Genomic DNA, 13553 nt, shown 5'->3' on the forward strand with positions numbered 1-13553 from the left:
TTAGAATGGAAATTAAAGAATTTCAGCAGAAATTACAGGATATACAGAGACTTGCAGTCAACAATGGAAGAAAAATCAGCCGTGAAGTAGTGGAGGATTTTTTTGCGGGAGATGGTTTAAATGAGACACAGCTTCAGAAAGTATATGATTATCTGACCATTCAGGGAATCCATACGGATGAAGAGAAAAAGAAAGCAGAAAAAGTTTCAGAGCCAGAAATGCCAAAGAAAAGTTCTATGTTTTCTTATGAAGCAGAGGAGGCAGAAGAAGAGAAAAAATCGACCGAGCTGACACAGGAAGAGAAGGAATATTTAGAGGATTATCTTGAAACATTAAATGTGATTCTTCCGGAAGAGGAAGGCGAAAGAGAACGTCTTTTTGAATTAGCAAAAGCAGGAGAGGCACAGGCAAAATCAAGATTAACAGAATTATATATGAAAGAAGTGCTTAAAATTGCAAAAGAGCTGCATGACGGAGAGGTTTTTCTTGGAGATATGGTTTCTGAGGGAAATATCGGCTTGATTGGCGCACTGGAAAGTCTTGAGGAAGCAGAAGATATTTCTGCATTTTTATCCGGTGAAATCAGAAATGCAATTTTATTGCTGTTAGAGGAACAGACGGATCAGAAACAGAGCGATGATATTTTAGTAGAAAAAGTAAGAAATCTGGAGCATAAAATCAAAGAAATCATGGATGATGATGATGATAAATACAGTGCCGAAGAGTTATCTGCATTTTTGGATATGGATTTGGAAGAAATCCAGGGAATCTTAAGATTAACCGGAGAAGATAAGTAATTAAGATAAGTAACTGGAAATTTCATTTTTTTTTTAGAGAATTAACAGGGTTTCTTAATTGTAAATAGGTAAAAATTGGCGCATAATAGTAATAGTTAGTATAGCAAGTGTTAAGGAACTACTTAATTTAGATGCTTTGGTAACTTGGTTGCCGAGTAGTTTACAAAGAAAAAAGAAAGGGGATATGGCTATGGAGATAAAAGATAAAAAGCCAAAAAAACCCTTGATATTTTATTATGCAATCGTAATTATTGTGTTGGTGCTGTTAAATACACTTTTAGTACCAAGCCTTGCAGAGAGAAGTATCAAGGAAGCCACTTATGATGAGTTCTTGGATACTCTCGACAGTGGAACGGTAGAAGAAGTCAATCTGGAAGATGATGTCATCTACTATTCTGTAAAAAAAGGAAATGAGACGCAGGTTTATAAGACCGGTCGAATCAAAGACTCACAGGAAGTAGAACGCTTAAAAGATGCGGGAGTAAAATTCTCAGAAGAAATTCCACAGAAAACTTCTCCGATTTTAAGCTTATTATTGTCTTATATCGTGCCGATTCTGATTTTTGTGTTTATCGGAAACTGGCTTAGTAAGAAAATGATGAGTGGTATCAGCGGTGGCGCCGGTGGAGCAATGTCATTTGGAAAGAGTAATGCAAAGATTTACGTGAAATCTTCCACAGGAATTAAATTTTCTGATGTTGCAGGTGAAGATGAGGCAAAAGAACTTTTGACAGAGATTGTAGATTACCTGCATAATCCGGAAAAATACAGAGAAATCGGAGCTGCCATGCCAAAAGGCGCTCTTCTTGTAGGCCCTCCGGGAACCGGTAAAACCCTGCTTGCAAAGGCAGTAGCCGGTGAAGCAAATGTGCCGTTCTTCTCTATCTCGGGTTCGGAGTTTGTTGAAATGTTTGTTGGTATGGGTGCAGCAAAGGTAAGAGATTTATTTAAACAGGCAAATGAAAAAGCCCCATGTATCGTATTTATCGATGAGATTGATACCATCGGTAAAAAACGAGACGGAAATATCAGTGGAAATGATGAGCGTGAGCAGACCTTGAACCAGCTTTTGACAGAGATGGATGGTTTCGACGGTTCAAAAGGTGTTGTTATTCTGGCAGCAACCAACCGTCCGGATTCACTTGACCCTGCACTGCTTCGTCCGGGTCGTTTTGACAGACGAATTCCTGTTGAACTTCCGGATCTGCAGGGACGTGAAGAAATTTTAAAAGTACATGCGAAAAAGATTAAAGTTTCAGATAATGTGGACTTTAGAGAAATTGCAAAAGCAGCGTCCGGTGCGTCCGGTGCAGAACTTGCCAACATCGTAAATGAGGCAGCGCTTCGTGCGGTGCGTGACAGAAGAAAATTTGCAACACAGGCTGATATGGAAGAAAGTATCGAGGTTGTTATTGCCGGTTATCAGAAGAAGAGCCGTGTACTTTCAGAAAAAGAAAAATTGATTGTTTCCTATCATGAAATCGGACATGCTCTTGTAGCAGCGATGCAGACAAATTCTGCACCGGTTCATAAGATTACGATTATTCCGAGAACCTCCGGTGCACTTGGTTATACAATGCAGGTGGAAGATGGCGAGCATTATCTGATGTCAAAAGAAGAACTCGAAAATAAGATTGCAACCTTTACCGGGGGACGAGCTGCGGAAGAATTGATTTTCCATTCCATTACAACTGGTGCGTCCAATGATATTGAGCAGGCGACAAAGCTTGCCCGAGGTATGATTACCCGTTACGGTATGAGTGATGATTTCGATATGGTGGCAATGGAAAGTGTTCAGAACCAGTACTTAGGTGGGGATACTTCCCTTGCATGCTCATTTGAAACTCAGACTGAGATTGATAAAAAAGTTGTGGAACTGGTAAAAACCCAGCATGCAAAAGCTTATAAGATTCTTGAGGATAATATCGGAAAACTGCATCAGCTTGCAAAATATCTTTACGATAATGAAACAATTACAGGTGAAGAATTTATGAAAATTCTGGCAGAGCCAATGCCGCAGATTGGAGCGGAAGAATAAAAAACAAAGAGAAGAAGCGATACATATTTGTAAAAGTATGTATTGCTTTTTTTTCTGTACTATGATTTTCAGTTGCGAATAAGAGGTCATCATGGTAATATTACAGCAGCAGAGTAAATAGTTAGTTAGTGAGAAGAAAGAAATGAATTATATTGTATTTGACTTAGAGTGGAACCAGTGTCCTTATGGAAAAGACCGTGAAAATAAAAGATTGCCGTTTGAAATTATTGAATTTGGAGCGGTAAAATTAGATGAAAATCGAGAAGTAATTGATAAATTCCAGCAGATTGTAAAACCGGCTGTCTATCACAGACTTCATTATCGAACAAAAGAAATTTTAAACATTGATAAAAATACCTTAGAGAGCGGGCTTTCTTTTTCAAAATCAGTAAGGCGTTTTTTGAGATGGTGTGGAGAGGACGTTGTATTTTGTACCTGGGGACCAACTGATTTGATTGAACTTCAGCGAAATTTGAAATACTATACCATGCTGCATTTCTTAGAAGGACCGGTTCGTTATTATGACCTTCAGAAAATCTTTGGGATTGCCTGTGAGGGTAAAAAAAACTGCCGTTCCCTGGAATATGCAATTGATTTTCTTAAAATAGAAAAGACAGAGAGTTTTCACCGTGCACTTCATGATGCCTGGTATACGGCGGAGGTGTTTGCAAAATTGCCGATTGAGGTGGTTGAGAAAAATTACTCGATTGATACTTATCAGAATCCAAAATCCAAAAAAGAAGAAATTCATGTCATGTTTGAGAATTATTCAAAATATATTTCAAGAGAATTTCCAACAAAAGAAGACGCAATGAAAGACAGGGAAGTCGTAAGTACAAAATGCATTGTTTGTAATAATACAGCAAAGAAGAAAATACGCTGGTTTTCTATGAATACCAAATCCCATGTCTGCCTGGCATACTGTCCGGAACACGGTTATTTAAAAGGGAAAATCCGGTTGAAGAAAACCGATGAAGGCAATTATTATGTAGTAAAAACAGTAAAGAAAATTAATGAAGAAGAAGCAGTTGAGATTCGGGAAAAACGAAATCTGCTTCGGGAAAAAAGGCGTGAAAAAAGACATCAGTGATGTCTTTTTTTCGCCTTTTTTGATTTTGATGTCTTTTTTTGATTCATCGCTTTAAATGATTTTTGAATTGATTTTGATGGTAAAATCTTTACCTGTTTCGTCATTAATATCTGATTGTTAAAGAGACAGTCAGTAAATACGGAATCGCCTTCCACGCGTGTTTCATAAGTAACCGAATCTAAAGACACATCATTTGGCAGGGTTACGCAGTTGCCGTTTTCCACGCAGGAGAGAAATTCGGGAGTTGTCATTTTCAGCGAAAACGCATCCGCAGGCAGTAATTGAACAGTAGTTTCCGGCTGATTTTCTGTTATCACTTCTTTATGAAAATTCCCAAATCCATAATCAAACAGCGAAGCCGTATCACTGTACTGAAAACGCAGGGTGTCGGCAAGGACAACGCAGACCAGACGCATGTTGTCACGCTCGGCAAAGGTGACTAAAGTATTTCCGGCGGTTGTGGTGTAGCCGGTTTTTCCGCCAAGACAGCCATCATAATGTTTTTCACCGGAGAGCAGCATTTTATTATGATTATTAAGCCAGCGTTCTTCATCAGTGAGATTTGTTTTTGGTTCTATATAATATTCTGTTCCAATGATTTTTCGGAAAATTTTGTTTTGGAAAGCGGAACGGGCAATTGTAGCCAGGTCACGTGCGGTTGTATAATGATTGTCATCGTGCAGACCGCTTGGATTCATAAAATGTGTGTTGTTACAGCCAAGGGACGCAGCACGTTCATTCATTTTATCGACAAAAGCAGAGATACTTCCACCGCCGACATATTCGGCTACGCCATTGGAGACTTCATTTGCGGAAGCAAGCAGAACCGCATAAAGGCTTTGCTCCATTGTAAGAATTTCACCCGGTTTGATTCCAATGTGGGTGCTTCCGGGTTCAATACTGTAGACGGCATCTGTGGAAAACGTGATTTGGTCGGATAAATTGCTGTTTTCAATCGCAAGCCATGCAGTCATAATCTTTGTGGTACTTGCAGGATAGCGCTTTTCATCAATTCCCTTTGCATATAAAATTTCGCCTGAATCGACGTCCATTAAAATGGCAGTTTCGGCAGCGACTTGCGGACCTTTTGGCCAGGAAGCCCAGGAATCGGATTGAACTTCCCAGTTGTAACTTTCAGGCGGAGCATTTGGGTCAGTCGGCGGTGTGCCAGATGTAGTATCTGTAGAAGCTGGATCAGAAGATTGGGCAGTTGTAGTATCAGTCGGTGCAGCAGTTTCAGAAGTCTGAGAAATTGCTTCCGTGTTTTCGGAAGAGTTTGCGTCGGCGGCAAAAACCGGAAGTGAAAAAGTGCCGGATAAAAGGGTAATCGAACAGACAGCAGAGATTACCCGATGTTTTAAATGATTCATAAAATAAAAACCCCTTATAAAAAAATGTACATTGGTAAGTGGCAAAATTAACTTTGACACTCACATTTTAATAGTATAGTCCATTTATGGCGATATCTCAACTAAGGATTCATTAAGAAAATGAAAAAAAATGAGATTAGATGAGAAAAATTAAGGATTTTATTTGAAAACATAAAGGGTAAGTGATATGATTAGACTGGTTTTTTCTATCATTTATTAACCGACAGAAAGCCAATTAATTTTTAAGCAAGAAGCTCGGTTATTTGTAGCTGAGTAGTTCACTAATTATAGAGAGATAACTGCCATAAAGAGCAGTCCTTTATCTCTATTCACGCAAAGAACGCAGGAAGGGGAAGGGTAATTTTGGCTATGAAAAAGAGTCTGAGAATGACAGAGGGAAGTATCTCCCAAAAGATCATTTTTTTTGCAATTCCATTGTTTCTGGGAAATCTGTTTCAGCAATTGTACAATACTGCTGATTCCCTGATTGTAGGAAATTTTCTTGGAAGTAATGCGTTGGCGGCGGTCAGTTCATCCGGAAATCTGATTTTTCTAATGGTAGGTTTTATTAACGGCATTGCCATGGGTGCAGGTGTTGTTATTGCACGATATTATGGAGCTAAAAAAAGTGACTTTCTGCAAAAGGCAATCCACACAACGGTTGCATTCGGGCTTGTGTCCGGTGCTTTGCTGACCGTTCTGGGGATGTTTCTGGCACCAAAGATCCTGGTATTGATGGGAACTCCTGCAGATGTGCTCCCAGAATCTATTGTGTATTTCCGTACATATTTTGCAGGCTCTATAGGTGTTGTCATGTACAATATCTTTGTTGGAGTTCTGCAGTCAGTCGGTGATGGACGTCATCCACTGATATATCTGATTATTTCTTCCTGTGTCAATGTCGTTCTGGATATTTTCTTTATCGCAGGTCTTGGTATGGGTGTCGGATCAGCAGCACTTGCGACTGCAATTTCACAGTTTGTCAGTGCACTGCTCTGTATGGTTCATCTGCTGCGAGTGGAAGAGGAATACCGTCTGGAATTGCGAGAGATTCGCTTTGACAGTTTTATGCTAAAGCAGATCATCCAGAATGGTGTACCATCCGGTTTTCAGAATTCAGTGATTGCGATCGCAAATGTTTTTGTACAGTCAAATATAAATGCATTTGGAAAAATGGCAATGGCAGGATGTGGCTCATATTCTAAGATAGAGGGATTCGCCTTTTTGCCGGTAACCTGTTTTACGATGGCTCTGACAACCTTTGTCAGTCAAAATCTGGGTGCAAAACAGTATGACCGGGCGAAAAAGGGAGCAAAATTTGGTGTACTTTGTTCGATTGCGATTGCAGAATTGATAGGTATTATCATATATGCGGCAGCACCGATACTGATCACAGCCTTTAACAGAGATCCTGATGTTGTGCATTATGGAGTCATGCAGGCTAGAATTATTGCATTATTTTATTGTTTGCTGGCATTTTCTCATTGTATCGCAGCAGTACTTCGTGGCTCAGGCAATGCCTCCGTTCCAATGATCGTTATGTTATGTGACTGGTGTCTGTTTCGCGTAAGCTACATTACTGTGGCAGTTCGTATTCTCCCAGATATACGAGTGATTTTCTGGGCATACCCATTAACCTGGAGTATCAGTTCCGTGATCTTTCTGTATCTGTTCTTACGAGGAAAATGGATGTACGGATTCGAAAAATCGTAACCACGATACGGAATATTCGCTTGTTCTCCCTCAACCGGCTTAGCGGTTGGGGGAGGACGTTCTCTAATTTTTTCTTATATCTCGCCATATAAAATCACCTTTAAGCTATCATTTTGCTTCATTATAGCCTGGAGGTGATTATTTTTAAAGTTACTATCAAATTTATAAGTCGCTATTAAATTTAATAGCTTCAATTTACATAGAAGTAGAATTGGAAGCTTCTATTTTATTTCCATTCGTTGAAACACTCAAAAAATAAGAAAATATAATAGATTAATAAAAAATAAAAATCAAATTAAAGCAAAAAAACAATTTAAAATCTCAAAAAATAGGAAAAATATCGATAAATAAGAAAAATATCGATAAATAAGAAGAAAGGTGTATGATATATTATAAAGTGTAAACCGTCACAACACTAAAGAGGATAGAATAACATGACAAAATTTATAAATAATTTAAACAAATATCTGTCGGAGATGAAAATTAAGCAGAACTGTCTTAGTATGCTGACAGGGATTGATAAGAATAAATTATCTCGCTTGTTAACCGGAGTGCAGGATGAAAGTGGTACAGATATGGAAAAAATAGCACAGGCATTGGGAAAAGATGTAGAGTTTTTCTTAAAAGATTCTATCTCAATTCCTGAAATCAATCATTTTACTTTCAATAAAATCGCTTTTTATGCAGGAGAACCATCAAAAAAGCAGGAGCGTATTGCAAATCAGTTAGCAGATTATAGAACCAAATGGAATTCATATTGTGCTTTAGTATAATGCATCAGGTACGGAGAATATGTTAAATTCCCCGTACCTAATGGTTTGACTGGTTTTCAGATATGATTCAACCTTGAGTTTTAACGCAGCATTTCTTCATCTGAAACGCAATTCCATATTTCAAAATTTTCCGAATTCCATCCTGTTCCAGCGCCTGTGCGTAATTTTTCGTTTCAATCTGTTTTAAGGCATTTTTGCAGTCACTTTCCGGTGAGCCATTGTCATCGGTATATTTGACTTCTATTACAATTCCGACTTCTGGATCATCGGTTTCAATCAAAATGTCACTGAATCCATTTCCAGATTCTCGATTGGATGAGACATCCCAATTGTTTTTATAGCTTAAAATTCCAAGTAAGATACCATGATAGAAGTTTTCTTTAAATGCTTTTTGTACGAAAGTATCTCGGATACTGATTGTTTTTTGTAAATAAGCGTTTAACAGTTCTTCGACTTTTTCCGGCTGTTGATTTATCAATGCCTGACAGAATTTTTCCGCCATTTTGCCATCGTTTTTCACCTCATTCCGAAACAGTGTAAGAATCCGTTCAGTAATAATATTTCGGATTTCTCTGTTTGGGATTGCCAGACAGTAGCGTCCGTCACTTTCTTTCCCCTGCTGTGTGAGATATCCGGTCATAAAAAGGGTGCTCCAAAGATTATCCATTGTGGAATACAATTCATTATAAGTAATCATTTTATCGACTCGTTTACGCACCAGTTTTCCATTTACAAGTCTTTCTAATTCTGTTTTCGTAAGCATATCCGGTTCATTTATGCTGTCGATAAAGTGATTGATAATACTGTTTCCGCTCGTATTCATCCAGTAATTTTCCGGTTCTGCATCTGGATTATTCAAATGGTCATTGCAGTAATTTACCACATCCCATGGACAGTAGATATCTGCTTTTCCAAAGTGATATCCATCGTACCATTCTCGTACTTCTTCGTATTTATCGTCGAGTTCATAGTAATGAAGCATTTCTTTTACTTCTGCGTCAGTAAAGCCAAAAGTCTCATCAAACTGAACATTGGTAATGGAATAGACTTTAAAGTTATTGAGACCGGTAAAAATACTTTCTTTTGCAATTCTAAGGCATCCAGTTAAGACAGCAAATGCAAGACTGGTGTTTGTCTTTAGAGCATTTCCAAATAGATTCCGAATCAGAAGAACCATTTTGTCATAGTAACCATTTTCATGCGCCTTTGCTAAGGGCACATCATATTCATCAATCAGTACTATAACTTTCTGGCTATAATGAATTTCCAATAATTCCGTTAATTCCTGAAGGCTGCTGGTAATCGCATCTTCTTCCATGTTTCGGTCTAAAAGTTCCAAAAACAATTTTTTATCAATGGTTGTTAACTTGTCACTTTCTAAAAGAAATTGGAATTTTCTTGCTTCACGGTTTAACGTTCTTATCAGCTGTGCACGGGCTTTTTCGTAGGAATCTGCATCAATTCCTTTTAAACTGATAAAAATGACAGGATATTTTCCAAGATATTTTTCACACAGGTTTGTATTTTTTGAAATATACAGGTTATTAAATAAGGAAGGGTCTGTTCCGATTTCAAAGAAATTTTGAAGCATACTCATATTTAATGATTTTCCAAAACGACGTGGACGTGTGAATAAAGTAACTTCACTTCGGGTTTCTACGACCTGTTCAATTAAAATAGTTTTATCTATATAATAATTATTATTACTGCGAAGCTTTTTAAAATCATCAATTCCTGTTGGAAGTGGTATTTTCTGCATGTTCTATCTTTCCTTTCCTGTTTTATTTTCTGCACCGGTATCTATATAAAATGATAAGTGAATTTACGTGTATATTCATGTGTATATATAGCCTATCATGAAGTAATTTATTTTACAAGGGAAAGCCTTGGCGATATAGAGAATTGGTGAAGCAGATTATAGAATCGAATGGGATTTATACTATATCTGCAACAAGTTCTGATTTTGCCATCTTGCATGAAACGGTTAATACTGTGAATTCCCCCTTGACATTTCCCTCTTTCCCTATTTATAATAAAGCAAGATAAAAACGGTGATGGAGACAGTAGTTTGTTGTTGAAAGCAACAGCGAGTCGGGGACGGTGGAAGCCCGATGCGAGTAAGAACAAAAGAAAATCACTCCGGAGTTGCTGCCTGAAATTTTCGATTGAGATAAAAAGTAAGGGATGCCGGTTTTCCTCCGTTAAAAGGAACGCGTATGTTGGTATGTGTAAGAGGTGGTATGAAACGATAGTGATTTACTCTCGTCCTGTTGCAGGGCGAGAGTTTTTTTTATCATATAGAAAACCTCGTTTCTATATGATAAAAACACTCCGCGAGGTTCGCACTGCGTCGGTATGGAAACATGTCGCAAAAGCGACCCGCCGCAGGCGGAGAATCTCGCAAGAGAGATTCTTTTTAAAAAAAGAAAGGAGTAACACGATGTATCAGAAAGTCGATACGAATATGAATTTCGTAGAAAGAGAAAAAAATACGGAAAAATTCTGGGCAGATAATAATATCTTCAAAAAAAGTATGGAGCAGAGAAAGCAGGGAGAAACCTATACGTTCTATGATGGTCCTCCGACTGCAAACGGAAAACCACATATCGGTCACGTGTTAACACGTGTTATCAAGGATATGATTCCGAGATATCGTACAATGAAGGGCTATATGGTTCCAAGAAAGGCTGGATGGGATACCCACGGACTTCCTGTAGAACTGGAAGTAGAAAAGAAACTGGGTCTGGATGGAAAAGAGCAGATTGAAGCTTATGGTATGGAGCCGTTTATCCAGCAGTGTAAGGAAAGTGTATGGAAATACAAAGGAATGTGGGAAGATTTCTCCTCTACCGTAGGTTTCTGGGCTGATATGGAAAATCCATATGTTACTTATGACGACAATTACATCGAATCCGAGTGGTGGGCATTAAAAGAAATCTGGAATAAAAACCTGCTTTACAAAGGATTTAAGATTGTACCTTACTGCCCTCGTTGTGGAACACCACTTTCTTCTCAGGAAGTTGCACAGGGTTATAAAACAGTAAAAGAACGTTCCGCAGTGGTTCGTTTTAAAGTAGTAGGTGAAGATGCTTACTTCCTTGCATGGACCACAACCCCATGGACTCTGCCTTCAAACGTTGCACTTTGTGTAAATCCATCGGATACTTACTGTAAAGTAAAATCAGTTGACGGTTATGTTTATTATATGGCAGAAGCTCTGCTTGATAAAGTTCTTGGAAAATTAGCGGAAGAAGACAAACCGGCCTACGAAGTACTGGAAACTTATAAAGGAACAGATCTGGAAGGAAAATCTTATGTTGCATTGTATGAATGTGCAGCAAAAGAAGCAGAAAAACAGCATAAGAAAGCACATTATGTAATCTGTGATGATTATGTAACCATGTCCGATGGTACCGGTATCGTTCATATCGCACCGGCATTTGGTGAAGACGATGCCCGTGTGGGTCGTGAATATGACCTTCCGCTGGTTAAATTCGTAGATGAAAAGGGATGCATGACAGCAGAAACTCCATTTGCAGGAATGAGAGCAAAACCTTCTAAAGCAGAAATGGAAAAAGACCCGAATGTCAAGAGTGCAGACCCTGAAGTATTAAAAGACCTGGATGCAAAAGGTTTATTATTCGATGCTCCGAAATTCGAGCATGATTATCCGCACTGCTGGAGATGCGATACTCCTCTTATCTACTATGCAAGAGAATCCTGGTTTATCAAGATGACAGCAGTAAAAGAGGACTTAATCCGCAATAACAATACCATCAACTGGATTCCGGAAAGCATCGGAAAAGGTCGTTTCGGTGACTGGCTGGAAAACGTACAGGACTGGGGTATTTCAAGAAACCGTTATTGGGGAACTCCATTAAATATCTGGGAATGTGAATGTGGATGTATGCAGTCTGTCGGAAGCCGTGAAGAACTCTGCAAACTCAGTGGTGACGAAAAAGCCAAAACAGTAGAACTTCATCGTCCATATATTGATGAAATCACAATGCCTTGCCCGAAATGCGGAAAGACCATGCATCGTGTACCGGAAGTAATTGACTGCTGGTTTGATTCAGGAGCAATGCCATTTGCACAGCATCACTATCCATTTGAAAATAAAGAAGTATTTGAAAAGCAGTTCCCGGCACAGTTTATTTCTGAGGCAGTTGACCAGACAAGAGGATGGTTCTACTCTCTGCTTGCAGAATCTACGTTATTATTTAATAAAGCACCATATCAGAATGTTATCGTTCTTGGTCACGTACAGGATGAAAATGGTCAGAAGATGAGTAAATCCAAAGGAAATGCAGTTGATCCGTTTGACGCACTCGAAACTTACGGTGCAGATGCAATCCGCTGGTATTTCTATGTAAACAGTGCTCCATGGCTGCCAAACCGTTTCCACGGAAAAGCCGTACAGGAAGGACAGCGTAAATTCATGGGTACTTTATGGAATACCTATGCATTCTTTGTACTGTATGCAAACATTGATGAATTTGACGCAACAAAATATACATTAGAGTATGACAAACTCGCTGTCATGGACAAATGGTTACTGTCTAAGTTAAATACTTTAGTTCAGACGGTAGACAACAATCTGGCAAATTACAAAATTCCGGAAACAGCACGTGCACTTCAGGAATTTGTAGATGATATGAGTAACTGGTATGTCCGCAGAAGCCGTGAACGTTTCTGGGCAAAAGGAATGGAACAGGATAAAATCAATGCCTATATGACTCTGTACACCGCACTGGTAACAGTTGCAAAGGCAGCTGCACCGATGATTCCGTTTATGACAGAAGATATTTATCAGAATCTGGTAAGAAGCATTGATAAAACAGCTCCGGAAAGTATCCATCTTTGTGATTTCCCTGCTGTAAATGAAGCATGGATTGACAAAGAACTCGAAGAAAACATGGAAGACCTTCTGGAAATTGTGGTTATGGGACGTGCCTGCAGAAATACAGCAAATATCAAAAACCGTCAGCCAATTGGAAAAATGTTTGTAAAGGCATCCTTTACTCTGTCTGATTTCTACACTGATATCATCAAAGATGAGTTAAATGTAAAAGAGATGGCATTTACCGATGACGTAAGAGAATTTACTTCCTACAGCTTTAAGCCACAGCTTAGAACAGTAGGTCCGAAATATGGAAAACACTTAAATGCAATCAAAACAGCACTGGCTGAATTAGATGGAAATAAAGCAATGGATGAACTTAAGGCAACCGGTGAGCTGAAACTTGACATTGCTGGTGAAGAGATTGTATTATTAGAGAGTGATTTACTTATTGATACTGCTCAGATGGAGGGGTACGTTTCAGAATCAGACAATGACATCACAGTAGTACTTGACACAAATCTGACTCCGGAGTTAATTGAAGAGGGATATGTAAGAGAAATCATTAGTAAAGTACAGACAATGCGTAAAGAAGCCGGATTTGAAGTTATGGATAAGATTAAAATTTCCTTAAGCGGTAATGATGTAATTGAGGGGATTTTCCGTGCTCACGAAGCAGATATCAAATCCGAGGTATTAGCAGAAGATGTTGTTTACACAGAAACAGCCGGATATGTCAAAGAGTGGAAAATCAACTCTGAAAAAGTAACATTAGGAGTAGAAAAAATTTCCGAATAATTCTGCCGCATGCAGTATATTACTATGGGAGTCTCTTGAAGAAGGGGACTCCCATAATTAATATAATTTTGTGTTTTGGGATGTTTGAGAAGAAAAAGATGAAAAAACACAGAAAAAATCAGAGGAGGAAAAGT

At 38.6% G+C, this 13553-nt stretch carries 8 protein-coding genes; 6 read left to right on the forward strand and 2 right to left on the reverse strand.

Annotation, left to right across the window (positions count from 1 at the left end):
* Positions 1–5: 5 nt before the first annotated feature.
* The 3 genes from ACYQ2D_RS10210 to ACYQ2D_RS10220 all read left to right on the forward strand — a co-directional run bounded on the left by ACYQ2D_RS10210 (position 6) and on the right by ACYQ2D_RS10220 (position 3925).
* Entirely contained in the window at positions 6–797 is a 792-nt protein-coding gene (locus ACYQ2D_RS10210; protein ID WP_459785374.1) for a sigma factor, read from the forward strand.
* A gap of 190 nt (positions 798–987) precedes the next feature.
* A complete protein-coding gene (gene ftsH, locus ACYQ2D_RS10215; protein WP_187559149.1) occupies positions 988–2835 on the forward strand; it encodes an ATP-dependent zinc metalloprotease FtsH in 1848 nt (615 codons plus the stop codon).
* Positions 2836–2977: 142 nt separating this feature from the next.
* Complete coding sequence (locus ACYQ2D_RS10220; protein ID WP_117457558.1) at positions 2978–3925, forward strand: 3'-5' exonuclease; 948 nt, start codon at positions 2978–2980, stop codon at positions 3923–3925.
* Here the strand turns inward: ACYQ2D_RS10220 and ACYQ2D_RS10225 are convergent.
* Entirely contained in the window at positions 3919–5295 is a 1377-nt protein-coding gene (locus ACYQ2D_RS10225) for a D-alanyl-D-alanine carboxypeptidase family protein (protein WP_117457559.1), read from the reverse strand. The two genes, ACYQ2D_RS10220 and ACYQ2D_RS10225, sit on opposite strands and share 7 nt — an antisense overlap.
* 369 nt (positions 5296–5664) lie before the next feature.
* Here ACYQ2D_RS10225 and ACYQ2D_RS10230 point away from each other — a divergent pair, with 369 nt between their 5' ends.
* Together ACYQ2D_RS10230 and ACYQ2D_RS10235 are read left to right on the forward strand one after the other, a co-directional pair.
* Positions 5665–7008, forward strand: coding sequence for an MATE family efflux transporter (locus ACYQ2D_RS10230; protein WP_117457599.1), 1344 nt, complete (start codon positions 5665–5667; stop codon positions 7006–7008).
* 434 nt (positions 7009–7442) lie between these two features.
* A complete protein-coding gene (locus tag ACYQ2D_RS10235) occupies positions 7443–7781 on the forward strand; it encodes a helix-turn-helix domain-containing protein (RefSeq protein WP_117457560.1) in 339 nt (112 codons plus the stop codon).
* A gap of 67 nt (positions 7782–7848) precedes the next feature.
* Here ACYQ2D_RS10235 and ACYQ2D_RS10240 read toward each other — a convergent pair whose 3' ends face one another.
* Entirely contained in the window at positions 7849–9540 is a 1692-nt protein-coding gene (locus ACYQ2D_RS10240) for an AAA family ATPase (RefSeq protein ID WP_117457561.1), read from the reverse strand.
* A gap of 681 nt (positions 9541–10221) precedes the next feature.
* Between ACYQ2D_RS10240 and ileS the strand changes: the two genes are divergently transcribed.
* A complete protein-coding gene (gene ileS / locus ACYQ2D_RS10245; RefSeq protein WP_117457562.1) occupies positions 10222–13419 on the forward strand; it encodes an isoleucine--tRNA ligase in 3198 nt (1065 codons plus the stop codon).
* Positions 13420–13553: the final 134 nt, after the last annotated feature.

The sequence above is a fragment of the Blautia stercoris genome (genome assembly GCF_054657695.1).

Coding starts and splice junctions, on each gene's coding strand:
- ACYQ2D_RS10210 (WP_459785374.1), top strand. CDS start 6: ATGGAAATTAAAGAATTTCAGCAGAAATTACAGGATATACAGAGACTT.
- ftsH (WP_187559149.1), top strand. CDS start 988: ATGGAGATAAAAGATAAAAAGCCAAAAAAACCCTTGATATTTTATTAT.
- ACYQ2D_RS10220 (WP_117457558.1), top strand. CDS start 2,978: ATGAATTATATTGTATTTGACTTAGAGTGGAACCAGTGTCCTTATGGA.
- ACYQ2D_RS10225 (WP_117457559.1), bottom strand. CDS start 5,295: ATGAATCATTTAAAACATCGGGTAATCTCTGCTGTCTGTTCGATTACC.
- ACYQ2D_RS10230 (WP_117457599.1), top strand. CDS start 5,665: ATGAAAAAGAGTCTGAGAATGACAGAGGGAAGTATCTCCCAAAAGATC.
- ACYQ2D_RS10235 (WP_117457560.1), top strand. CDS start 7,443: ATGACAAAATTTATAAATAATTTAAACAAATATCTGTCGGAGATGAAA.
- ACYQ2D_RS10240 (WP_117457561.1), bottom strand. CDS start 9,540: ATGCAGAAAATACCACTTCCAACAGGAATTGATGATTTTAAAAAGCTT.
- ileS (WP_117457562.1), top strand. CDS start 10,222: ATGTATCAGAAAGTCGATACGAATATGAATTTCGTAGAAAGAGAAAAA.